Origin of the sequence: Promicromonospora sp. NPDC057138 (genome assembly GCF_042670845.1) — a bacterium.
Classification (GTDB): domain Bacteria; phylum Actinomycetota; class Actinomycetes; order Actinomycetales; family Cellulomonadaceae; genus Promicromonospora.
Window position 1 is genome coordinate 1 of sequence record NZ_JBHUUX010000003.1, and the last position, 21,936, is coordinate 21,936.

The 21,936-nt window shown below is 72.4% G+C and carries 19 protein-coding genes; 6 read left to right on the forward strand and 13 right to left on the reverse strand.

The genetic code is table 11. The annotated features are described in order from the left end of the window. Positions 1 to 45: 45 nt before the first annotated feature. The 7 genes from ACFT2C_RS03030 to ACFT2C_RS03060 form a co-directional block, all read right to left on the reverse strand. Positions 46 to 1,035: an ABC transporter substrate-binding protein gene (locus ACFT2C_RS03030; protein ID WP_377205531.1), complete on the reverse strand. Its 990-nt coding sequence runs from the start codon at positions 1,033 to 1,035 to the stop codon at positions 46 to 48. Between the two features lie 47 nt (positions 1,036 to 1,082). Beyond that, the gene (locus ACFT2C_RS03035) at positions 1,083 to 2,081 is read right to left on the reverse strand and encodes an ABC transporter permease (protein WP_377205532.1); all 999 of its coding nucleotides are present in this window, start codon (positions 2,079 to 2,081) and stop codon (positions 1,083 to 1,085) included. Next, positions 2,078 to 3,616, reverse strand: coding sequence for a sugar ABC transporter ATP-binding protein (locus ACFT2C_RS03040; RefSeq protein ID WP_377205533.1), 1,539 nt, complete (start codon positions 3,614 to 3,616; stop codon positions 2,078 to 2,080). The genes ACFT2C_RS03035 and ACFT2C_RS03040 overlap by 4 nt, the downstream gene beginning before the upstream one ends. 160 nt (positions 3,617 to 3,776) lie before the next feature. Beyond that, entirely contained in the window at positions 3,777 to 4,625 is an 849-nt protein-coding gene (locus ACFT2C_RS03045) for a fumarylacetoacetate hydrolase family protein (RefSeq protein WP_377205534.1), read from the reverse strand. 64 nt (positions 4,626 to 4,689) lie between these two features. Then, complete coding sequence (locus ACFT2C_RS03050) at positions 4,690 to 5,712, reverse strand: aldo/keto reductase (RefSeq protein ID WP_377205535.1); 1,023 nt, start codon at positions 5,710 to 5,712, stop codon at positions 4,690 to 4,692. A gap of 20 nt (positions 5,713 to 5,732) precedes the next feature. After that, on the reverse strand, positions 5,733 to 6,554 hold the full coding sequence (locus ACFT2C_RS03055) for an SDR family NAD(P)-dependent oxidoreductase (protein WP_377205536.1): 822 nt from the start codon (positions 6,552 to 6,554) through the stop codon (positions 5,733 to 5,735). Continuing rightward, positions 6,551 to 7,438: an amidohydrolase family protein gene (locus ACFT2C_RS03060; protein WP_377205537.1), complete on the reverse strand. Its 888-nt coding sequence runs from the start codon at positions 7,436 to 7,438 to the stop codon at positions 6,551 to 6,553. Before ACFT2C_RS03060 ends, ACFT2C_RS03055 begins: the two co-directional genes overlap by 4 nt. A gap of 160 nt (positions 7,439 to 7,598) precedes the next feature. Here ACFT2C_RS03060 and ACFT2C_RS03065 point away from each other — a divergent pair, with 160 nt between their 5' ends. After that, positions 7,599 to 8,234 (forward strand): class I SAM-dependent methyltransferase, encoded by a 636-nt coding sequence (locus ACFT2C_RS03065; protein WP_377205538.1) that lies wholly within the window; start codon positions 7,599 to 7,601, stop codon positions 8,232 to 8,234. Positions 8,235 to 8,330: 96 nt separating this feature from the next. Here ACFT2C_RS03065 and ACFT2C_RS03070 read toward each other — a convergent pair whose 3' ends face one another. Next, a complete protein-coding gene (locus tag ACFT2C_RS03070; RefSeq protein WP_377205539.1) occupies positions 8,331 to 9,167 on the reverse strand; it encodes a class I SAM-dependent methyltransferase in 837 nt (278 codons plus the stop codon). 65 nt (positions 9,168 to 9,232) lie between these two features. On the opposite strand from ACFT2C_RS03070, the gene ACFT2C_RS03075 reads away from it, so the two are divergent. The 3 genes from ACFT2C_RS03075 to ACFT2C_RS03085 all read left to right on the forward strand — a co-directional run bounded on the left by ACFT2C_RS03075 (position 9,233) and on the right by ACFT2C_RS03085 (position 11,086). Next, positions 9,233 to 9,835, forward strand: a complete 603-nt coding sequence (locus tag ACFT2C_RS03075; RefSeq protein WP_377205540.1) for a TetR/AcrR family transcriptional regulator — start codon at positions 9,233 to 9,235, stop codon at positions 9,833 to 9,835. Positions 9,836 to 9,939: 104 nt separating this feature from the next. After that, positions 9,940 to 10,362, forward strand: coding sequence for an SRPBCC domain-containing protein (locus ACFT2C_RS03080; protein WP_377205541.1), 423 nt, complete (start codon positions 9,940 to 9,942; stop codon positions 10,360 to 10,362). 103 nt (positions 10,363 to 10,465) lie between these two features. Further along, the gene (locus ACFT2C_RS03085; protein ID WP_377205542.1) at positions 10,466 to 11,086 is read left to right on the forward strand and encodes a class I SAM-dependent methyltransferase; all 621 of its coding nucleotides are present in this window, start codon (positions 10,466 to 10,468) and stop codon (positions 11,084 to 11,086) included. Between the two features lie 11 nt (positions 11,087 to 11,097). Here ACFT2C_RS03085 and ACFT2C_RS03090 read toward each other — a convergent pair whose 3' ends face one another. After that, positions 11,098 to 11,826: an SDR family oxidoreductase gene (locus tag ACFT2C_RS03090; protein ID WP_377205543.1), complete on the reverse strand. Its 729-nt coding sequence runs from the start codon at positions 11,824 to 11,826 to the stop codon at positions 11,098 to 11,100. A gap of 75 nt (positions 11,827 to 11,901) precedes the next feature. On the opposite strand from ACFT2C_RS03090, the gene ACFT2C_RS03095 reads away from it, so the two are divergent. Continuing rightward, positions 11,902 to 12,279: a MerR family transcriptional regulator gene (locus ACFT2C_RS03095; RefSeq protein ID WP_377205544.1), complete on the forward strand. Its 378-nt coding sequence runs from the start codon at positions 11,902 to 11,904 to the stop codon at positions 12,277 to 12,279. Between the two features lie 62 nt (positions 12,280 to 12,341). On the opposite strand, the gene ACFT2C_RS03100 is transcribed toward ACFT2C_RS03095, so the two are convergent. Continuing rightward, positions 12,342 to 13,934, reverse strand: a complete 1,593-nt coding sequence (locus tag ACFT2C_RS03100) for a peptide chain release factor 3 (RefSeq protein WP_377205545.1) — start codon at positions 13,932 to 13,934, stop codon at positions 12,342 to 12,344. Positions 13,935 to 14,204: 270 nt separating this feature from the next. On the opposite strand from ACFT2C_RS03100, the gene ACFT2C_RS03105 reads away from it, so the two are divergent. Further along, positions 14,205 to 15,401 carry a sensor histidine kinase gene (locus tag ACFT2C_RS03105; protein ID WP_377205546.1) on the forward strand — a complete coding sequence of 399 codons (1,197 nt, stop codon included), beginning with the start codon at positions 14,205 to 14,207 and terminating at the stop codon, positions 15,399 to 15,401. 70 nt (positions 15,402 to 15,471) lie between these two features. Here the strand turns inward: ACFT2C_RS03105 and ACFT2C_RS03110 are convergent, their stop codons facing one another. The 3 genes from ACFT2C_RS03110 to ACFT2C_RS03120 all read right to left on the reverse strand — a co-directional run bounded on the left by ACFT2C_RS03110 (position 15,472) and on the right by ACFT2C_RS03120 (position 21,856). Continuing rightward, the gene (locus ACFT2C_RS03110; RefSeq protein WP_377205547.1) at positions 15,472 to 16,350 is read right to left on the reverse strand and encodes an alpha/beta fold hydrolase; all 879 of its coding nucleotides are present in this window, start codon (positions 16,348 to 16,350) and stop codon (positions 15,472 to 15,474) included. Positions 16,351 to 16,396: 46 nt separating this feature from the next. After that, positions 16,397 to 18,001 carry an HD domain-containing phosphohydrolase gene (locus tag ACFT2C_RS03115; protein ID WP_377205548.1) on the reverse strand — a complete coding sequence of 535 codons (1,605 nt, stop codon included), beginning with the start codon at positions 17,999 to 18,001 and terminating at the stop codon, positions 16,397 to 16,399. Between the two features lie 66 nt (positions 18,002 to 18,067). Beyond that, positions 18,068 to 21,856, reverse strand: coding sequence for an Ig-like domain-containing protein (locus ACFT2C_RS03120; RefSeq protein ID WP_377205549.1), 3,789 nt, complete (start codon positions 21,854 to 21,856; stop codon positions 18,068 to 18,070). Positions 21,857 to 21,936 lie beyond the last annotated feature (80 nt).

A 21,936-nucleotide genomic window follows, 5' to 3' on the forward strand; every position in this document is an offset into this window, starting at 1 on the left:
GAGCTTGTCGAGACCTGGTCTCGACAAGCTCGACCACCGGAGGGACTACTCGTAGAGGACTGCGGCGATCTTCTCGTCGTCGATGTTGGTCTTGTCGTACCAGTAGAAGCCCGAGTCGATGACCGGCTCGACCTCCTCGCCGTTGATGACGGCGACGGCGGCCTTCACCGTCTCGTAGCCCATCTTGATCGGGTCCTGCGTGATCGCGCCGGCCATCAGCCCGTCGCGGATCGCGTCGGTCTGCGCCTTGCCCGAGTCGAAGCCGATCACCGTGAGCTTGCCCGCCTTGCCGGTCTCCTGCACCGCCTTGACGACGCCGACGGCGGAGCCCTCGTTGGTCCCGTAGATGCCCTTGAGGTCGGGGTGGGCCTGCATGATCGCCTTCGCGGCGTCGGCGGACTTGAGCTGGTCGCCCCCGGCGTACTGCGTGTCGACGATCTCGATGTCCGGCGCGTTCTCGGCCATGTACTGCGTGAATCCCTCGACCCGCTGCTGCCCGGTCTGGGACGTCTGGTCGTGCGCGATGATGGCGATCTTGCCGCTGCCGACCAGCTCGGCCATGTGCTTGGCCGCCTCGGCCGACGCCGCGAGGTTGTCGGTCGACACGGTGGTCACCGGCACCTCCGAGTCGACGCCGGAGTCGAACGCGATCACGGGGATCCCGCGCGACTCGGCGTCGGTCATCAGCGGGATGGACGCCTCGGAGTCCAGGGCCGCGAAGCCGAGCGCGTCCGGGTTCTTGTCCAGCGCCGTCTGCAGCATGGTGAGCTGCTTCTCGACCTCGGTCTCCGTCTCGGGGCCCTCGAACGTGACCTCGACGTCGAGGTCGGCCGCGGCGTCGTCGGCCCCCTGCTTGACCGCCTGCCAGAACTGGTGCTGGAAGCCCTTGGAGACCAGGGCGACGTACGGCTTGTCGCCGCCCCCGGGCTCGTCGCCGCCGCCGCCCGAGCTGCACGCGGCGAGCGCGAGGACGGCGGCCACGGATGCGGCGGCCGCAGCGGCGAACCGTCTGCGTGTGGTGGTGGTGCTGTTCATGCGAGTCCATCTCCTTCGGTGGTCACGTCAGGTCACGTCTGGGTACGTCAGGCTTCCTTGCCGCGGCGCAGGATGTCGGCCCACACAGCGAGCACGATCACGATGCCGACGGCGACCTTCTGCCACTCCTGCGGGATCGACATGATCCGCAGGCCGTTGGTGAGCGTCGCCATGATGAGTGCGCCGATGACGGTGCCGAGGATCGTCGCCTTGCCGCCCCGCAGCGACGTTCCGCCGATGACGACGGCGGCGATGGCCTCCAGCTCGTACCCGAGCCCGAGGCCGGGCTGCGCCGAGTTGAGCCGGGAAGCCATGACGACGCCGGCCAGGCCGGTGAACAGGCCCGCGACGACGTAGATGACGACCTTCCAGCGCCGCACGTCCACGCCCGAGATCGCCGTCGCCTCCTCGTTGGAGCCGATCGACAGCGCGTAGCGGCCGGTGAGCGTCTTGCTCAGCACGACGCCGGCGATCGCGGCGGCCCCGAAGAAGATCAGGACGGCGTTGGGCAGGCCGGGGATCAGCTCGCCGGCGGCGAGCTGGTCGAACCCGCCGACCGAGGTGAAGTAGATGGGCTTGGTCCCGGAGATGACGAGCGAGAGCCCCTGCGCCACCATCATCATCGCCAGCGTGGCGATGAACGGCGGCAGCCGCAGGTACGAGACGTTCAGGCCGTTCAGCAGGCCGATCAGCGCGCCGACGGCGATGCCGCCCAGCACGCCGACGGCGAGCGGCAGGCCCAGGTTCGCCAGGAACACGCCGGTCATCACCGCGCACAGCGTCATGCCCGTGCCGACCGACAGGTCGATGCCGCCCGTCGCGATCACGAACGTCGCGCCCAGCGCCATGATCCCGGTGACCGCGGTGGCGAGCAGGATGCCCTTCACGTTGGCCCAGTCCAGGAAGTACGGGCTGGCGAACGAGAAGAACCCGAAGATCACCACCAGCCCCGCGAAGGCGAGGAGCTGCTGGAGCTGCTGCCGGTTGCCGAACCGCGTGGGACGCTTCGGGGTCGTCCCTGCGGCTGTCCTCTTCGTCGTCGTCATTCTGCGTCTCCGGTCGTGATGAGATGGTCGGCACCGAACCGCGTCGCTAGCTCCATGATGTCGTGCTGGGTGGCGTCGGCGTTGGCGAGGGTGCCGGTGACCCGGCCCTCGCACATGACGACTATCCGGTCGGCGAGGCGCAGCACCTCGGGCAGCTCGGACGAGATCACGATGATCGACTTGCCCTGCGCGGCCAGGCTCGTGAGCAGGTGGTAGATCTCGTCCTTGGCGCCGACGTCGATCCCGCGCGTCGGCTCGTCGACGATCAGCACGTCGCAGTCGCGCGCGAGCCACTTGGCCAGGACGACCTTCTGCTGGTTGCCGCCCGAGAGGTTCTTGGCCGTCTGGTTGACGGACGGCGTCCGGATCGTCAGCCGGTCGACCATCTCCCGCGCGACCCGGCGCCCGTCGAGGTCGCGGACGAAGCCCGCGCGGGTCATGCCGGGCAGCGAGGACAGCATGACGTTGCGCACCAGGTCCTGGTCCAGGAGCAGGCCGTAGCGCTTGCGGTCCTCGGAGAGGTAGCCGATGCCGTGCCGGACGGCGTCGGCGGGGTTGCGCACGGCGACCGGCTTGCCCCGCACCTCGACGACGCCGGTCGCCTTGTCCGCGCCGATGACCGCCCGGGCGACCTCGGTGCGCCCGGCGCCCATGAGGCCCGCGAAGCCGAGGATCTCACCGCGGTGCAGCTCGAACGACACGTCCTTGAGCAGCTTCCGGGTGCTCAGCCCGCGGACGGCGAGCACCACCTCGCGCTCGGTCACGCCCGCCGCCGCCGCGGGGTCGGGCCGCACCCCGGTCTCGAGCTGCCGGCCCACCATGGCCCCGATGACCTCCCGGGTGGGGGTCTGCGCCGTCGGCAGCGTGGTCACGTAGCGGCCGTCCCGCAGGACCGTGATGCGGTCGGAGATCTCCTTGACCTCGTCCATGCGGTGCGAGACGTAGATGACACCGGTGCGCGGCGAGACGAAGTCGCGGACGATCCGGAACAGCGTGGCGACCTCGGTCTCGGTGAGCGCCGCAGTCGGCTCGTCCATGATCAGCACCCGCGCGTCGAACGAGAGCGCCTTGGCGATCTCGACCATCTGCTGGCCGGCCACGCTCAGGTGCGACACGGGCTGCCGCGGGTCCAGCGGGATCCCGAGGCGCTCGAAGAGGAGGGCCGCCCGGCGCTCGAGCTCGTCGTCCCGGATGAGGCCGGCCCGCCGGGACTCGCGGCCGATGAAGATGTTCTGCGCGACCGTGAGGTCGGGCATCAGGTGGAACTCCTGGTGGATCACGCTGATGCCGAGCTCGTTCGCCTGCCGCGGGCCGGCGGGGCTCATCGGCGCGCCCTCCAGCTCCATGGTCCCGGCGTCCGGCTGGAGGACGCCGGAGAGCAGGTTCATGAAGGTCGACTTGCCCGCACCGTTCTCGCCGACGAGCGCCAGCACCTCGCCGTGCAGCAGGTCGAGGTGGACGTCGTCGAGCGCGAGAACGCCGGGGAAGGACTTGCTGATCCCCGTCGCGCGCAGTAGGGCTGGGCTGTCCGACACGTGATGCTCCCTTGCCTCCGTGTAGTCGCATTCATACCGCAGACATCCGATGCATCTCAAGATCTAGGGCCATATCGTCACCGAATTGGACCCGCCAGCCCGCCTCCGGCAGCGATAGGTCCGATGACTCCGGCGGCGTGCCGTACCTCAGGGTCGGCGATCACCCCGCCGCGAACGCGTGCCGCTGGCGGCCGAGCCCCTCGATCTCCAGTGTGACGACGTCGCCGTCACGCAGGTAGGGGAACCGGCCCGACAGTGCCACGCCCTCCGGCGTCCCCGTGCAGATCAGGTCGCCCGGCTCGAGCGCCAGGTACTGCGACAGGTGGTGCACCAGGTGGTCGACGCCGAAGATCATGTCGGCGGTCACCGAGTCCTGCCGCGGCTCGTCGTTCACCCAGGACCGCAGGCGCAGGCCCGTCGGGTCGACGTCGGCCGCGGGCACCAGGTACGGGCCGGTCGGCGCGAACCCGGGCGCCGACTTGCCCTTGGACCACTGCCCGCCCGACTCCTCGATCTGCCAGGCGCGCTCGCTGAGGTCGTCGACGATCGTGTACCCGGCGACGTGCTCGCGCGCGACGTCCACCGACGGCAGCCGCCAGGCGCGCCGTCCGATGACCACGCCGAGCTCGACCTCCCAGTCGACCTTGTCCGCGCCGGGCGGCAGCGCGACGGCGTCGTCCGGCCCCGTCACGGTATTCGGGTGCTTGAAGAAGATGATCGGGGACGACGGCGGCTCGGCGCCCGACTCGGCGGCGTGCGCCGCGTAGTTCTGGCCGATGCAGATCACCGCGGCCGGCCGCGCCACCGGCGCCCCGCGGCGCAGCCCGCCGGCGCCGTCGAGCACGGGCAGCTCGCCCGCCGCGAGGGCGGACCGGGCGCGCGCGATCCCGTCGGACGCCAGGAACGCGCCGTCGATGTCGGCGGTGAGGGGGCGCAGGTCATGGACGGTGTCGCCGTCCTCGATCGCGGGGATCTCCTGGCCGGCGGGGCCGAGGCGGAGCAGACGCATCAGTACCTTCTCTCGGGGTGGTGCGGGTTCTCGGGGTCGTTCGATTCAGGTGGGGTCGTTCGATTCAGGCGGGGTGGTTCGATTCGGACGGGACGGGGGCGGGCGCGGGCACCGCGCCCTCGGCGAGCAGGCCGACGTCGGCCAGCGCACGCCACAGGCCGTCCGGCACCACCGCCCCGGCCCGGTCGGCGGCCTGCCGCGCGTGCTCGGGATTCCCGAGCCCGACGACGGTGCTCGCCACCGCGGGGTGCGTGCGCACGTAGGCGAGCGCCGCCTGCGGGAGCGTGACGCCGTGGTCCGCGCAGACGGCGGCGATCCGGCGCGCGCGGTCGAGCAGGTCCGCGGCGGCGGGCGCGTAGTTGTACGTCGCACCCGACGGCGGGTCGTCGTACGCGAGGATGCCCGAGTTGTAGACGGCGGCCGCCACGACGGCCACGCCCCGCTCCGCCGCGGCGGGCAGCAGGTCGGCCAGCGCGGGCTGCTCCAGGAGCGTGAACCGCCCGGCGCACATGACGACGTCGACGTCGGTCTCGTTCACGAACCGGGTGAGCATCGCCGACTGGTTCATCCCCGCGCCGACGGCGCCGATCACGCCCTGCTCCCGCAGCTCGACGAGCGCGGGCAGCGCCTCGTGGGCCGCCTGCTCCCAGTGGTCGTCGGGGTCGTGCAGGTAGACGACGTCGATCCGGTCCAGGCCTGTGCGCTCCAGGCTGGACTCGAGCGAGCGCAGCACGCCGTCCCGCGAGAAGTCCCAGACCCGGCGCGCGTCGGCGGGCACCTCGAACATCTCCGGGTCCGTGCGGTCGGCGGTCTCGGGCGACGGGACGAGCAGGCGCCCCACCTTGGTGGACACCACCAGCTCGTCCCGCGGCCGGGTGCGCAGGAACGCGCCGAGCCGGCGCTCGGACAGCCCGAGGCCGTAGTGCGGCGCGGTATCGAAGTACCGCACCCCGGCGTCCCAGGCGGTCCGGAACGTCGCGTGTGCCTCCTCGTCCGTCGTCGCCCGGTACAGGTTGCCCGCGGGCGCGGCGCCGAGGCCGAGCGCGGTCAGCCGGACCCCGGTGCCGCGCACCTCCGTCGTCTTCATCGTGTTCTCTCGTCCGGGGATCAGGGCTGCTCGGGGGCGCGGGTGCGCAGGGCGTGCGAGCCGCCGTCGACGGCGAGCATCGCGCCGGTGGTCGCCGCCGCGAGCGGGCTCGCGAGGTAGCAGACGGCGTGCGCCACCTCGTCCGCGCTGACCAGCCGGCCCGAGGGCTGGCGGGCCTCCAGCGCGGCGCGCTCGGCGTCCGGGTCGTCGGCGGCGTCGAGCAGCCTGCTCACCCACGGCGTGTCGGCGGTCCCGGGGTTGACGCAGTTGACGCGGATGCCCTCGCGCACGTGGTCCGTGGCCATGGCGAGTGTGAGGGCCTGGACCGCGCCCTTCGACGCGGAGTACAGGGCCCGGTTGGGCAGGCCGGTCCACGCGGCGATGGAGCACGTGTTCACGACGGCGGCGTGCGGCGACTCGCGCAGGTAGGGCAGCGCGGCGCGGGTCACGCGGACGATCCCGAGCACGTTCACGTCCAGCACCCGCAGCCACTCCGCGTCGTCGTTGTCCGCGACGGTGCCCTGCGCGCCGATCCCCGCGTTGTTCGCGACGACGTCGATGCCGCCCATCGCCTCGGCCGCGGCGGCCACGGCGGCGCGGACGGCGGCGTCGTCGGTCACGTCGGCCACCTGGGCGCCGGCACCCAGCGGGACGCCCTCGGTCACGCGGTCGATCGACGTCACCTGCGCGCCGCGCGCGAGCATGGCGCGCACGATCGCGGCGCCGATGCCCGACGCGCCGCCGGTGACGATCGCGCGGACGCCGGCGAGCTCGGCCGCCGCCGTCGCGCCGGCCCCTGCCGTGGCCGGTGCCGCGGTCCCTGCTGTGGTCTCGGATGTCATGCCTGGTCCTCCTCCAGTTGGTAAACCCGTCGCGCGGTCCTGGCCCACACGGCGGCTGCCTCGTCGGGGCTCAGCCCGGCGAGCAGGTCGCCGAGCGTCGTCATCCATCGCCCGTAGCCGGTGGCGAGCAGGCACACGGGCCAGTCGGAACCGAACATGAGCCGGTCCGGCCCGAACACGTCGAGCGCGTGGTCGACGGCGGGGCGCAGGTCGTCCGGCCGCCAGGTGTCCCAGCGCGCCTCGGTGACGAGCCCGGACAGCTTGGCCGTCACGTTAGGCCGGGCGGCGAGGTCGGCGAGGCCCCGCTTCCAGGCGGCGAGGCCGGCGCCGTCGGCGAGGCTGGGCTTGCCCAGGTGGTCGAGCACGAACGACACCTCGGGCAGCGCGGCGGCGAGCCGCGCGCACGCCCCGACCTGCTCGTCGCGCACCACCAGGTCGAACACGAGGGCGGGGCCCGCCGCGCCGGCCGAGCAGGCCGCGGCGATGCCGCGGCGCACGTCGTCGCGATCCAGGTATGCGGGGTCGGTCTCGGCCTGCACCTGCGTGCGGATGCCGGCCAGCGCCCCGCCACCCGGCCCCGCCCGCAGCGCGGCGACCCGGTCGCCCACGTGGGGGTCCAGGATGTCCGCCCAGGCGACGACGCCGCGGATCCCGGCCGCGCGCCCGTCGTCGGACGCCGCGATCGCCAGGAGCTCGCGGCTCTCGGACCACAGGTCCGCGGACTGGACCACCACGGTGGCGCCCACCCCGTGCGCGGACGCCGGCAGGTCGGCGGGCGTGAAGTCCGCGTCGATAGCGGCCATGGTGACGGGGTCGACCCAGTCCTGGGGGGTGCGCGAGCGCACCCACAGATGATGGTGCGCGTCCACGACGTCGTGCAGCACCGTTGCTCCCCTCCGGCGACCTTGCTCGGAAACATCAGATGTATCAGATGTATAGCACGTGGGCCGTCGGCGACGACACCAGCGCCTACATTCTGGCGGCCTTCTCCGCGAGCCTCATTAGGGTGGAGGGATCGACGCCTTAGAGCGAGGAGCGGGCGGCATGCCGAGATCACCGAGCCTGGAGCGGCTGCGCCGGCACTGGGACCGGCAGTCCGCGAGCTACGACCAGAAGATGGACCGCGCCGAGCGGCTGTTCGGCGACACCCGGAGCTGGGTGTGCCAGCAGGCCACGGGCGAGGTGCTGGAGGTCGCCGTCGGCACCGGGCTCAACCTCGGCCTGTATCCCGAGCAGGCCGCCGTGACCGGGATGGACCTGAGCCCGGCGATGCTCGACGTCGCCCGCCGCCGCGCGTCCGAGCTGGGCCGCGACGTCGACCTGCGCGTGGGCAACGCGCAGCGGCTCGAGTTCGGCGACGCCTCGTTCGACACCGTGGTCTGCACCTTCGGCCTGTGCGCCGTGCCCGACGACGGCGGCGCCGTCGACGAGATGGTGCGGGTGCTGCGGCCGGGCGGCCTGCTGCTGATCGCCGACCACGTGGTCAGCACGTCGGCGCCGGTCCGGGCGCTCCAGGCCGTGGTCGAGCTGTACAGCGTGCGGTTCGAGAACGAGCACTTCCGGCGTCGGCCGATCCAGCACGTCAGGGCCGCCGGGCTCGACATAGAGCGCCACGACAGGTTCAAGAAGGGCGTAGTCGAGCGGGTAGCGGCCCGCAAGCCCCCCACCCCTTTGTTGTGAGCGCGATCGTTGCGCCCAAAACGGGCAGGTAGTCGCAACGATCGCGCCCACAACACGGGGCGCCTGAAGCCCGGCGGCCTGGAGCTTTGCGAGGCGCTACCCGCTCGCCGAAGTGCCCGACCGCAGGGCGCTGGTCGCCAGCGTGGTGTAGCCCATGGTGAAGCCCCCGCCCATCGAGTCGATGGCGGCCCCGACCGCGTCGAGGATCTCGGCGGTCGTGTCGCGGGGCAGCCGGGTGAGGCCGCCGGTGGTGGGCAGCAGCGCCAGCCACTGGTCGCGCGTGTAGGCCAGCTCCCAGTCGAACCGCCACTGCTCGGGCTCGCCGAACAATTCAGTCTCGCGGATCGCGTCGGCGAACTTCGCGTACCCCGCCTGGTACATGGCGAGCGGGCTCTCGGTGGGCCGGTTGTTGAACGGCGACTCCGGCACGGCGCGCCGGAACGCGGTGGCGAACGGCTCGGCGACCTCGGCGGGCGGCTCGTACACGTGACCGAAGATCGCCAGCCGCCCGCCCGGGCGCAGCACCTGGGCGGCCTTGACCGCGCCGGCGACCGGATCCACCCAGTGCCAGGCCTGGGCGGCGGTCACGGCGTCGAAGGTCCGGCCGGCCGGCTGCCAGGCCTCGAACGTCGCCACCTCGACCGGCAGCCCGCGGGCCCGGGCGAGCTCGGCCATCCGCGCGTCCGGCTCGACGCCGAGCACGGTGCAGCCGGCCGCCTGGAGCTGGCGGGCCGCGATGCCAGTGCCGGTGCCGACGTCGAGCACCTCCGGGCCGGGGCTCCCCGCGACGATGCGCTCCATCAGCGCGTCGGGGTAGCCGGGCCGGGCCTGGTCGTAGCGCTGCGGGTCGACGCCGAACGACTCGGCCATCTGCCGGGCCTCGTGCGACTCCGTGCCGGACTGTCCCGGTTGCTCTCGCGGTAAAGTGGGCATGCGCCCACTTTAGTGGGCACACGCCCACTTGGCCAGTGGCGTCCGGAACAGGAGAGGATCTGTGGATGCCGACCGGTGTGCACCTTCGCGACGCGCGGCAGCAGCTCTTCGACGCCGCGGAGCGCGTGCTGCTGCGGGACGGCCCGGGCGCGCTGACCAGCCGGGCCGTGACCGACGAGGCGGGCACCGCCAAGGGCGTGCTGCACAGGCACTTCGGCGAGTTCGACGCCTTCCTCACCGAGCTGGTGCTCGACCGGGCCGCGCGGCTGGAGGCGGAGGCGAGCACGCTGCGCGAGTCCGCCGGCACCGGCACGGTGGCGGGCAACCTCACCGCCGCGCTGACCACCCTGTTCGGGCCGGTCCCGGTGGCGATCATCCCGCTCATCACCTTCCGGGACGGGCTGCGCGCGCGGCTCCGGCAGGCCAGGCCCGGAGGCGGGATCGCCGTCCTCTCGCAGGCCACCGCCGCGATCTCCGCCTACCTGGCCGACGAGCGCGAGCTGGGCCGCATCGCGGCCGACGCCGACATCGACTCCCTCACCCTCTCGCTGGTCGGCGGCGGGCACCTCCTGTTCGCCGACCGCGACCCTGGACCGCCGACGACGGCCACCGTCGCCACCTACGTGACGTCGGTGCTTGCCGACGTCGTACAGCGACGGCCCAGCTGACGCGACCGGGCCCGCGAGGCCCTCTTGCGCCGGCGATGCCGACGACAGACCGTGGTGGTAGGGCGACCGCGCCGAGCCGGCCCTGGTGTCGAGAGGAGACGGACATGGACGCGAAGGACTACGACCTGCAGGTCGAGCGCGACATCGACGGGGCCCCGGGGAACGTCTTCGACGCGTTTCTCGCCGTCTACGACGAGCCCCTGCCCGACTGGGTCCTGCACTCGGAGCGCGACCTCCGCGTGGGCGGGGTGTGGGACATCACCTTCCGGCCGCCGGGCGCGGAAGCATTCCAGGAGCATCGAATCTTCACGGCCATCGACCCCCCGCACCGGCTCGAGTACTCGGCGGCGATCGAGGCCGCCGGCCGGACCTTCGAGACGGCGGTGGTCCTGCTGATCACCGAGGCCGGCGAGCACTGCCAGGCTTCGCTGACGCAGTCCGGGTTCCCCGACGAGAAGACTCGCGACGAGTTCGCGGCCGCCTGGCCCGACGTGCTCGACCTCATCCCGGCCCGTATCGCGGGGTGACGGGCCACGCCCCGTGGACCGCCACTCGCGGCGGAGTTGACTTCATGTCGACATGAACTCGCACCATGGGTCCGGACAGATCGGCCCGAGCGAACGAGGACACATGGACGCGCAGCACTGGGACGAGCGGTATCGCAGCCAGCACCAGCTCTTCAGCGGAAACCCCAACGGCGTGCTCGTCACCGAGGCCGCCGGCCTGACGCCGGGCCGGGCGCTCGACGTCGGCTGCGGCGAGGGCGGGGACGCGCTCTGGCTGGCCAGTCGGGGGTGGCGAGTCACCGCCGTCGACATCTCCCAGGTCGCCCTCGAACGCGCCGCCGCCGCGGGCGCGGCGTCCGGCGCGGACGTCGCGGGGCGCGTGGTCTGGACCCAGGCCGACCTGACCACCACGCCGCCGCCCGACGGGTCCTTCGACCTGGTCTCGATGCAGTACTTCCCGCTCCCGGCGGAGCGGGACCACACCGCGCTGCGCGGCCTGCTCGACGCCGTCGCGCCGGGCGGCACGCTGCTCATCGGCAGCCACGACCTCGCCGACCACGCGACGTACCGCCACAGCCACCCGGACTTCGACCCCGCGGCCTACTACCAGCCCGCCGACGTCGCCCGGCTGCTGGGCGGCGGCTGGACCGTCCAGGTCGACGAGAGCCGGCTGCGCACCACTCCCCCGCCGGAGGGCACGCACCACGTCCACGACACGGTCCTGCGCGCCCGCCGCCTGCGATAGAGGTCCGCAGCTCAGCCCGCCATCAGCGTCGCCAGGGCGCGGCCCATCGCGGCGTCGAACTCCTCCGGCGTCAGCGTCAGCCGGGACTTGACGTCGCGGCTCCACTGGTCGGCGAGCACCTCGGCCGAGCCCGCCTCGACGCCGTCGAAGGCGGCGTCGGCCAGGTCCACCGGCGAGATCTTGTCCACAGGCAACCCGGCGGCCATGTCGGTGTCGGCCAGGCCCAGGTGCACCGCCGTCACGAGGGTGCCCTGCTCCGCGAGCTCCAGGCGGACGCTGTTGGTCATGGCCCACGCGGCGCCCTTGCTCAGGTGGTAGGCACGGCCGCCAGGGGTCCCGAACCACGACATCGCGGAGAGGACGTTCACGATCGCGCCCCCGCCGTTCCTGGCGAGGGCCGGCGCGAGCTCCCGGATCATGGTCAGGGGGCCGAGCATGTTGGTCTCCAGCTCGAGGCGGACCGCATCCAGGGAGCCGGTCACCAGATCGGTGCCCGTCCCGATGCCCGCGTTGTTGACGAGCAGGGTGACGTCGGGCGCCGCCTGGGCCGCGGCGCGCATGGAGGCGGGGTCGGTGACGTCGAGGGCCAGCACCTCGACGCCGGGCAGGTCCACGGTCTCGGGACGCCGGGCGGTGGCGTACACCTTGCGGGCGCCCCGCTCGAGGAGGCGCTGGGCGAAGGCACGGCCCAGGCCGCGGTTGGCTCCGGTGACGAGGGCGACAGAATTGTTGATGTCCATGTCCGGTACGCTAAAACCTGACGTTGACGTCAGAGGCAAGCACTGTTCGTCAGAACCGGAGTGAGAGGAGTCACCATGACCGTCACGGAGACGGCGTCCGAGCCGCTGATCCGCATCGGCGAGGTGGCGCGGGGCGCCGGCGTCTCAGTGCGCGCCGTGCGCTACTACGAGGAGCAGGGGCTGCTCGAGGCGGAGCGCAGCCCGTCCGGTCAGCGCCTCTACCGGCAGGACACAGCCGCCCGGGTGCGCTTCTTCCAGCAGATGTACGCGGCTGGCCTGACCAGCCGCAACATCGCGGAGCTCCTGCCGTGCATCGAGTCCGGGCACACCGACGCCGAGCAGCGAGCCATGCTGCGTGCCGAGCGCGAGCGCATCCAGGCCAAGGTCGACGACCTGCAGACCGCCCTGGACCGCCTCGACCAGGTCATCGAGGTCACGGACACGCACCCGTAGGGTTCCGTCGCGGCGACACTCCAGGGCGCGCCCTAGCCTGGCGCGGGTCACGTGCCCCGGCGTCAGACGCCGCTGGCGACCAGCGGGATCAGGGGGACGTCCGGGTGTGCGCGCTCGAACGCCCGCGCGTGCCAGACGTCGCGCAGCAGGACCAGCGGGGTCCCGTCGCCGCGCCGCACCACCTCGACGCCCGGGTAGCCGGCGATCGTCTCGATGTCGGACGGCGCGGCCTCCCGCGCGAGCGAGAGCCCGAGCGTCTCCATGCGGATCGGCGCGGAGAACTCGTGCTCCATACGGAAGGTCGCCACCTCGAACTGCAGCGGTCCGACGGCGGCGAGGATCGGGTTGCCGTCGCCGCGCGCCTCGGACACCAGGACCTGGACCACGCCCTCCTGCTCGAGCTGGGCGATGCCCTTGCGGAACTGCTTGGAGCGGCCCGGGTCGGCCACGCGCGCCGCCGCGAAGTGCTCCGGCGCGAAGACCGGCATCGGCGGGAAGCGCACCCGCGGGCCGGCGGAGTCGAACACGCTGTCGCCGACGGCGAGCGTGCTGGCGTTGACCAGGCCCACGACGTCGCCCGGGTAGGCGTCCTCGACCGTCGCGCGTTCGCGGCCGAACACGGAGAGGGCGTACTTGGTCGCGAACGGCCGGCCCGTCCGTTCGTGCGTGACCACCATGCCGCGCTCGAAGCGGCCCGAGCACACGCGGATGAACGCGACGTGGTCGCGGTGGTTCGGGTCCATGCCGGCCTGCATCTTGAACACGAACCCGCTGAACGGCTGGGTGACCGCGCGCTCCCCGTCGTCGACGTCGGGCCGCGCGCCCGGTGCGGGAGCGAGGTCGACGACGGCGTCGAGGAGCTGGCGGACGCCGATGTTGGCCAGCGCGGCGCCGAACAGCATCGGCGTCGTCGTGCCGGCGAGGAACGAGGCGCGGTCGACGGGCTCCAGGAGCTGCACGCTCTCGACGGCCTCCGTGTGGTCGTCGCCCAGGGCGTCGGCCGCGGCCTGCGGGGTCAGGACGCTCTCCTCGGCGATCGACGCACCGCCCGGGGCGCGGCGGTAGGTGCGGACCTCGCCGCTGACGCGGTCGAGCAGCCCGAGGAACCGGCCGGCCTCGCCGATCGGCCAGGTGAGCGGCGTCGGGCGCAGGTTGATGCGCTCCTCGAGCTCGTCGCACAGCTCCAGCGCCTCGCGCCCGGGCCGGTCCCACTTGTTGACGAACGTGATGACCGGCACCCCGCGGCGGCGGCACACCTCGAACAGCTTGAGCGTCTGCGGCTCCAGGCCCTTCGCCGAGTCGAGCAGCATGACGGCCGCGTCGACGGCGGTCAGGACCCGGTAGGTGTCCTCGGAGAAGTCGGCGTGCCCGGGAGTGTCCAGGAGGTTGATCACGACGTCGCCGTACGCGAACTGCAGCGCGGCCGACGTGATCGAGATGCCGCGCTTCTGCTCCATCTCGAGCCAGTCGGACACGACGCCGGCGCGGTTGCCTTTGCCGTGCACCGCCCCGGCCTCCTCGATGGCGTGGGCGTGCAGCGCCAGGGCCTCGGTGAGCGTCGACTTACCGGCGTCGGGGTGCGAGATGACGGCGATGCTGCGGCGCCGCGCCGCCTCGACCGCGACCGGACGGGCGTCGGAAGTAAGAACTGTCACCGAGACTCACCGATCTGTACGTGCTGCAACAACCCCACACCCATCTCTCGTTCGCCAGCGGCCAACTCTACCTCCCCAACCCGCCTCGTTGAGTGCTGGGTATTTGCGCCCGAACGCCCGTCTGGAGCACAAATATCCAGCACTCAACGGGTGGGCCGGGGCGCGCGCGTACCTTTGGCCGGTCGCGCTGTCCGACGCCGTGGGGCGTCGCCCGGTGTCAGGCGCCGCGACCGAGCGACGCACGCCGTCGACCCTCGTAACCTGAACAGCGTGCACACGATCGGGCGCGGAGCAGCACCGACCAGGATCTTCGGGGACCTCTTCCTCGGCCTCCTCCTCACCGTCGCGCTCCTCTTCACCGCCGCGGCACTGGCCGCGAGCTGGGGCGGGTTCTCCTGGGTGTTCGGCCTCGGCGCGGGAGCGGTGGTCTGCGCGCTCGCGCTCCTTCGCCGCCGGCACCGGTTCGCGATGGCGCTCGCGGGCCTCGCCGTGGCGGCGGCAACCGTCGTCGTCGCGCAGCTCGCGGGGCTCCCCGAGGAACCCGCCCCCGCCATGGCGCTCGCCCTCGGGGTGCTGATCGCGTCCGCGGTGCGGACGCTCCCGACCCGGCGGGCCGCCGTGGTCGCCGGCGGGGGCCTGGTCGTAGTCGCCGGATCCTGGCTCGCCGCTGTGCCGTTCGTGCCCGAAGCGACGGTCATCCCGACGGTGAACACCGCGACCTGGCTCGCCGCCGTCGCCGCGGGTCTCGGCGGCCGGCTCCTGGTCGCCCGCCGCGAGGCGACGGTCGAGCAGGTGCGCCGGGACGAGCGGCTCACGGTGGCGCGCGAGCTGCACGACGTCGTCGCGCACCACATCACCGGCATCGTCGTCCAGGCGCAGGCAGCCCAGATCGTGGTCCGCAGGGGTCCCGCCGAGCCCGGGCGGCTCGCGGACTCCCTCGCGGGTATCGAGGCCGCCGCGTCGGAGGCCCTCACCTCCCTGCGGCGCGTGGTCGGCCTGCTGCGCGACGCCGACGACGCCTCCCCCGTCGCGCCCGGCCCCGAGTCGCTCAGCGCGCTCGTCGGCCGGTTCGAGGGCCGCAGCCACGAGGTACGCCTGCGGCTGCCCGACGGCGGCCCCGCGTGGCCGCCGGAGCTGACCGCCGCCGTCTACCGGGTGGTCCAGGAGTCGCTCACGAACATCACGCGGCACGCGCCCCTGGCACGGTCCGTGACGGTGACGGTCAGCAACGTCCCCGACGGCGTCAGCGTCGAGGTGTCGGACGACGCCCCGCATGCCGGCGCCGTCTGGCGAGGGATCGACCCGGCGACCGGATCCGGCGCCGGATACGGCCTGATCGGGATGCGGGAACGCGTCGAGGCGCTCGGTGGCACGCTGCGGGCGGGGCCGCGTCCGGACGCCGGGTGGACCGTCCTGGCCACCCTGCCCCTGGCCGGCGAGAACTTGGCCGCCGAGGAGCCCCGATGACCCGGACGCTCGCGGGCCGCGAGACCTCCCGCGGCCGCACCGTCGGGCCCTGAGCGGTCGATCCGCCTGCCTACCGGCCTGCGTCGTGCGCGCGGATGAAGTGCAGGACTCCGGCATTGAACTCTGTCGGGTGGGTCGTGAACATGCCGTGGCTGGCGCCGACTATGTCGAGACGTCGAACATCGGGAATGAGCTGCTCCAACCGGTCGGTGACAGCCGTGATGTGAGGCGGGGTCTTGCTGCCCGAGACGAGCAGGGTGGGCACCTGGATCGCCTTGGCGTCGTCCGGGCCGAACGTGGGGAAGCCGGCCCGCAGCTGGGCTTTGAGCGGCCCCGCGTTCTCCACGAACCGCCTGAACTGCTCCTGCGGCATCGCTGCGAAACCGTCTGCGCCGACATTGGCCGTGACGAACACCCGGACCGCCTCCTCGTCGTCACCGCGGGCGAAGGCCCTCATCGCGGGGCCGATCCCCTTGGCCCCGAACCTGATGAAGGCCGCTCCTGCCCGCGGGCTGCGCAGGAGCAACCTGATGACCTGGAGTGGGCTGGGTGGGATGTTGACACCCAGAACGGGGAACGCCGGCGGTTCGAGCAGTACCAGGGAGCGAAGCAGCTCCGGATGGTTCCGCGCGAGGCACAGGCCGGCAAATCCCCCTGGGGACGAGTGGCCGACGAGGTGCACTGGCTCGACGCTGACCGTGCGCACGAACTCGGCCAGGTCACCGACGAACGTGTCCAGCGTGATCGTCTCGTCGGGGGCGAGCTTCTCGTTCGGCCAGGATCCCCGGCAGCTGACCGCGATGGCGCGGTAGCTGGGAGCGAACGCGTCCCATTGCTGCTCCCACGCGCGGTAGTCGCCGAAACCGCCGTGGACGAACACGACGGGGTGTCCCTGACCCTGCTCGATGTAGTGCAGGTCAACGCCGTTGACCTGGGTGCTGGTGACCATGGCGCTCCTTCGGACTGCCGCGGGAATTCGCGGCTATGCGCCAAAGCTAGGTCCGCACCTGTTGCCCCGGTATCGGGAATTCTCCCCATGCCAGCAGACCGTGCTCGACCGCGAACAGCGTTGCCGCGGCGCGCGAGGAGACGCCGATCTTGCCGTAGGCGTTCTGAATGTGGCTGTCGGCCGTCTTCACCGATATGCCGAGCCGGCGAGCGACCTGCTTCGTCTGCAGGCCGCGGGCCAGGAGCCCGACGACCTGAATCTCCCGGTCCGTCAGGTCGCAGGGATGCATGACGCGCGGCGACCGCTCACCGGCCGCCTCGACGACTGCGGCCGCGGCATCCGGGTCCAGGCGGCCAGACCTCGCCTCGGCCAGCACCGTCTGGGCCGCCTCGGCTCTGGTGAGCGCTGGGCGGTACGGCCGAGGCTCGAGCTTGGCGTGGAACAAGTCCGCCGCCGCCAGGATCCGGGCCGGCAGCGGCAGGTCGGCCGCCGGTGAGCCGCGGTGGTATCCGGAGCGGTCCAGGCGTTCGTGGTGCGCGCCGGCGACGGGTGCGAGCGCCGCGAGGGTAGCGGACCGAGACAGGACCCGTTCGGTGTGGTACGGATGCAGTCGCACACGCTCCCACTCGTCGGCATTCAGTGGACCCGCCTTGCCCCACGTCGCCGCGTCGACGGCGACCCGGCCGAGGTCATGCACGTGGCCGGCGCGCTGCACGGTCCGCACGCCCCCCGGGTCGAGGCCGCAGCGTTGCGCGGCGGCACCGGCGAGCTCGGCGACGCCCGCTGAGTGCCCCGAGTGGTACGGGGAGACAAGGTCCGCGAACCGGCCCATCGCGGCAACAGCCAGGTCGAGCTGTTTGCCGTCCAGGGACAGCCACGGCTCCGGCTCCGCTGCGAGAGCCTCCCTCCACACCGAGGAGCCCTCCTCGACCTTCAGAATCTCCGAGCTCGCGTCGGTCACCGCGACCGCGACCCAGGGATCGAACGCCCGCCCAGCGCGATCGCCGATGACCCGCCGTGCGAAGTCTGTACCGCCGATCTGGAGCTGGAACGCTACGTCGACGGCCACGTGCACGATCCGCATCGCAACCGGAATAGCCTCACCCGACGCCCGCCTGAGCGGTGACTTCCCGTCCCAGCGCTCGGTCAGATACGCCAGCAGGCCAGGCACGGCCGTCGGCGCCCCCACCCGGTCGGCCAGCATCCCCGCGACCTCGCAGTTGGCGACCAGGGCAGGGCGGGTCTCGCGCGTCATCCTGGGGAACCGCCGAGCGATCTGGGCGGTCCGAGCGAGGCCCGAGGCGTCGGGGTCGGGCAGTGCCCGGACGAGGCCGGTGAGGATGTCGCGACCGGAGCCGTACATGAGCGGGTTGAGATGCTCGGTCAGCGATCCACCGAACACCTCCGCCGCGACATGCACGTCCGCCGTGCAGCCGGCGTGTGACAGCAGCGACGCGTAGTACACCTGAACCGCGGTCTCGCGATCGACCCCTAGACAGGCGGCGAGCCGCATCGCGATCACGGTTGTCAGCGCGCCGTGCTCGAACGGGAAGCCCATCCCGAGGTCGGTCGCCAAGCACAGCGTGCCGATCACCTCGGCGGCGCGAAGTCGCCCGCCGGTGCCCGTGCCCACCGCAGCCGGAGGCTCCATACGCAAGATCCTAGCCAGCGTCACAGCTGAGGACTTCGCTACCGAGTCCTTCCCCGTCGCACGCGGCTACAGCATGTCCTCCGCACGGACCAGGACGAGCTTCAGCCGGAGCTCCGTGCCGGAGTCAGTTCCGCGGAGGACCAGGTCGTGGGTGCCGACGCGGACGCCGCTCAGGACGAAGCCGGGCGTCACCGTGCCGCCGTCGGAGGCCGTCACGTCGTCCAGCGGCACGGGCGTCAGCGCCTTCCCCGCCTTGTCCCGCGGCATCAGCGTGACGTGCACGACCTCGCCGGGGTCGAATCCTCCCGCCGTGAACGTGGTCTCCTGACCGACGACGGCGTGCACGGGCCGCGGCGCGACGGTCACGGTCGCCCGTGCGGTGAGCCCGGTACCCCCGACCGAGCCCGCGACCGTGAAGGTCCCGGCCTCGGCGTACGCCAGGGGATCGATCGGCTCCCAGGTGACGGGTGCGGTGATCCGGTCGCCGCCGACCAGCGTGACGCCGACCGTCCCGGGCAGGACCGGCGCCGTCTCGGCCACGGTCCCGACGTGCACGGCGTCGGCCGCGTCGGGCTCGTCCCAGAACCGCGTGCTGAGCATCGTGGCGACCGACGTCCCCTGGGCGTTGTTGGCGGTCGCGACGACACCGGCGTCCAGGCGGGCGTCCGCGCTGGTCAGCGGCGCGGTCCCCACCACGGTCCACGGCTTGTCGGCGGACGTGCGGTAGTACCCCGTCATGGTGGTGTCCGTCGTGCGCTCGAGGCGCAGGTACACCGGCCACGTCGCGGCCGCGACGGCGCTCGACTGGGAGTCGAGATAGCCGTTGCCGTTCGCGTCCCACTGCAGGTACGCACCGGACGGGCTCGCCACGAGGGTGACGTACCCGTCCGAGGTGCCCTTGCCGGCGGTCGACAGGTCGTTGCGCACGATCAGACCGCTGCGCGGGTCGCCGTTCGGCCCGCGGTCCATCGCCGCGGCGTAGGTCTGCACGGATCCGCCCACGGGCAGCCGGTCGGGCTGGGACACGACGGTGAGGTTGTCCTTGGTCGTCCAGGCGCCGTCGCCGGCGTCGGAGATGCGGAACGAGGAACCGTCGCCCTGGCAGAAGGACGCGGGTCGGGCACCCCACGCGGCCGCGGCCCACGGCGCGCCGACGCTGGGGTCGGCGCAGCCCGTGCTGGTGAACTTCACCGTGTACGTGCGGGTGGTGCTCCCGTCGGGCGAGGTCACCGTGACGCGTGCCGAGACCTGGTCCGCGGCGACGTCGACGGCGGCGCCGTCCTGGACCGGGTCGGCGGTCACGTCCGGGACCGCGCCCCACGGCCCGGTGTCGACGCCGTAACCGAGGGTGTCGGCGGCGAACCCCGCGACGGGCACGCCGTCGACCGCGAGGCCGGCGAGGCGGGCGTCACCTTCGGGGTGCAGCACCTTGACCCGGTAGATGCGCTCGGCCACCGGCTTGCCGTCCTCCGCCGCCGTCACGACGACGAACGCCCAGGGCCGCTCGGCCGTCGCCTGGTCGACCGTGACCGTGGCGGCCGGGTCGCTCGCCGTACCCGCGAGGACCGGCGTCGCGCTCGTGGCCAGCACCGTCTGGTCCCACACCGCCGGGTCGAAGCCGTCGACCGGCTCGCCGTCCACGGACAGGCTCGCCAGTTCCGTGCCGGGCGCCGGGGCGAGGCCGAGGATCTCGACCTCGGCGACGGACTGCCACGTCGACGTCGCCGTCGTCAGGCGGAGGCGGACGGCGGTCGTGGGCGGGACCGACGTCGTGTCGAGGCGCACCACGGGCGCGGGTCCGGCGGCGTCCTGCGCGACGTCGGCCGCAACGCCGGAGTCCTTCCAGGCGCCGGAGGCGTCCTGGTACTGGACGGCGATGCGCGAAGGCCAGGTCGCCGTCGGGCCGTCCTTGTACAGGTGGACCGCGATCTCGTGCGGCGCGCGCGGCTCAGGCCAGGAGTAGTCGAGCGTGCTCGACAGCGGGTACTTGCCCCCGCCGACCCAGTCGTCCCAGCCCTTGCCGAGGCTGCCGTCGATCGTCGTCGCGGCGAGGTCCTGCCGGCTCGACGCCGTCACCTTCGCGGTGGGCGCGAAGTTGTGCACGCCGTGCGCGATCACGTCGACGGTGCGGCGGAAGGTCCGTCCGGGCGTGAAGTCGGCGTCGCCGGCGAGGGTGCCGGTGAGCGTCTGCTTCCCGGCCGTGCCGAGCGCGGTCGGGCTCCAGGTGACCGGGACGTCCGTGGTGACGCCGTTCGCGGTGACCGCCACCGTGCTGGGCAGCACCTGCGTGAGGTCGTCGTTGGTGCGGACCGTGTCGGGCAGGCGGTCGTCGGTGACCCGCCAGACGTACTGCCCGGCACCCTTGTCGTCCCAGTACGCGTCCGTCCAGCCGGACGCCCAACGCGCGTCCTGCGCGGCGGGGTTGCGCATCTCGAGGCGGCCGCCCTCGCCGAAGGTCAGGGGCAGCCAGACGTACGTGGAGTCCGCGGCGCCGCTGTTCCACCGGTCGCCCATGTAGACGAACTTGCCCTCGGCGGCGTCGAGCGGGAAGACGTTCGTAGCCTGGGACCCGAAGCTCGTCCGGCGGGTGTCGCCGTAGGAGAGGAGGCCGTCGCCGCCCTCGGGGATGGTGTCGTAGGCGACGCTCTCGTACTGGTCGTCCGGCTGCACGCCCCGGATCCACGAGCCGAGGATCGAGCCGGCCGTGTAGTAGGTCTGCGCGTTGGGCCGCCAGCCGGTCGCGCCGGACGTGACCGCGTAGTACTTGCCGTCGTGGACGAACAGTGCGGGTGCCTCGAGGAGGCCGCACCGCCGCACGATGCTGTAGTCCTGGCCCGCGACCGGCGCGCCCGCCGTGCCGTCGGCGAAGATCCGCGGGTACTGCCCGTCCGCGGAGTACTGGATGCCCACGGTGTCGGTCGCCGTCGTCTTCTCGACGTTGGTGTACTCGGCGTTGAGCTTGGCGATGTAGAGGCTGCGGTTCTCCTCTGACGAGTACGAGATGTATGCCGCGCCGTCGTCGTCCTGGAACACCGTCATGTCGCGCGCGCCGCCCGGCACCGCGCTGTTCTGGTTGCACGCGGTCTTGTAGGTGGGCTCGTTGTAGAGCCGGTACGCGCCGTCGAGCTTGAATGGGCCGGTCGGCGAGTCGGCGACGGCGACGGCGGCCATCGAGCGCGCGTAGGTGCTGCCGCCGGGCGTGATGCTCCCGTCGGAGTGCCACCACATGACCCACTTGCCCGTCTGGGCGTTGTGCAGCACCTTGGGGCGCTCGAAGATCGCGGTGAGCTGCGGCTCGCCCGTCGGCGTCGTGCTCTTGACGTTGAGGTAGTAGAACAGGTCGTCGATCACCGCCGTGCGGGGCGTGCCGTCGTCCGCCACCGTGTCGTAGACCGCGTCGAAGTACTCCGACTGGAGCTCCTCACGCGACGTGACCGACCGCATCACCACACCCTGGTTCGTCCAGTTGTACGTGTCGGTCGACGTGTAGAGCGAGACGCCCGGGCTCTCGTAGTAGCCGTTCGACCGGTCCTCGCCGTACCAGTAGTAGACCGTCGTGCCGCCCTCCTGCACGGCGACGGCCTCGTCGGCGTCGACGCCGAGCTCCTCGGCGGTGCCGGTGACGATCTGACCGCCGTGCGCCTGGACGTGGCGCCCGCCGGTGTCGTACCAGTACGGCTGGAAGTAGGTCGGCGACGTGTTGCCCGGGTCGGTGACGGCGGGATACGCCTCGTAGGTCACCGGGTCCGGCACGGTGGGCACGGCCGCGACCACCGGCCCGGCGACACCGGTGACGGCTACGACGGCAAGGGCCGCCGCCCCCGCCGAGATGCGGATGCTGCGTCGAGATCTCATTCGATCGCTCCTGTTCACACGCGACTCACACGCGACCTTGCGTGGATGTTTACGTTAACAATCGTGGGAGCAGAGTGCGG

What these genes read in the sequence shown, in the direction of transcription:
- ACFT2C_RS03030 (WP_377205531.1), bottom strand. Translation starts at nt 1,035, where the DNA reads ATGAACAGCACCACCACCACACGCAGACGGTTCGCCGCTGCGGCCGCC.
- ACFT2C_RS03035 (WP_377205532.1), bottom strand. Translation starts at nt 2,081, where the DNA reads ATGACGACGACGAAGAGGACAGCCGCAGGGACGACCCCGAAGCGTCCC.
- ACFT2C_RS03045 (WP_377205534.1), bottom strand. Translation starts at nt 4,625, where the DNA reads ATGCGTCTGCTCCGCCTCGGCCCCGCCGGCCAGGAGATCCCCGCGATC.
- ACFT2C_RS03050 (WP_377205535.1), bottom strand. Translation starts at nt 5,712, where the DNA reads ATGAAGACGACGGAGGTGCGCGGCACCGGGGTCCGGCTGACCGCGCTC.
- ACFT2C_RS03055 (WP_377205536.1), bottom strand. Translation starts at nt 6,554, where the DNA reads ATGACATCCGAGACCACAGCAGGGACCGCGGCACCGGCCACGGCAGGG.
- ACFT2C_RS03065 (WP_377205538.1), top strand. Translation starts at nt 7,599, where the DNA reads ATGCCGAGATCACCGAGCCTGGAGCGGCTGCGCCGGCACTGGGACCGG.
- ACFT2C_RS03070 (WP_377205539.1), bottom strand. Translation starts at nt 9,167, where the DNA reads ATGCCCACTTTACCGCGAGAGCAACCGGGACAGTCCGGCACGGAGTCG.
- ACFT2C_RS03075 (WP_377205540.1), top strand. Translation starts at nt 9,233, where the DNA reads ATGCCGACCGGTGTGCACCTTCGCGACGCGCGGCAGCAGCTCTTCGAC.
- ACFT2C_RS03080 (WP_377205541.1), top strand. Translation starts at nt 9,940, where the DNA reads ATGGACGCGAAGGACTACGACCTGCAGGTCGAGCGCGACATCGACGGG.
- ACFT2C_RS03085 (WP_377205542.1), top strand. Translation starts at nt 10,466, where the DNA reads ATGGACGCGCAGCACTGGGACGAGCGGTATCGCAGCCAGCACCAGCTC.
- ACFT2C_RS03090 (WP_377205543.1), bottom strand. Translation starts at nt 11,826, where the DNA reads ATGGACATCAACAATTCTGTCGCCCTCGTCACCGGAGCCAACCGCGGC.
- ACFT2C_RS03095 (WP_377205544.1), top strand. Translation starts at nt 11,902, where the DNA reads ATGACCGTCACGGAGACGGCGTCCGAGCCGCTGATCCGCATCGGCGAG.
- ACFT2C_RS03110 (WP_377205547.1), bottom strand. Translation starts at nt 16,350, where the DNA reads ATGGTCACCAGCACCCAGGTCAACGGCGTTGACCTGCACTACATCGAG.
- ACFT2C_RS03115 (WP_377205548.1), bottom strand. Translation starts at nt 18,001, where the DNA reads ATGGAGCCTCCGGCTGCGGTGGGCACGGGCACCGGCGGGCGACTTCGC.
- ACFT2C_RS03120 (WP_377205549.1), bottom strand. Translation starts at nt 21,856, where the DNA reads ATGAGATCTCGACGCAGCATCCGCATCTCGGCGGGGGCGGCGGCCCTT.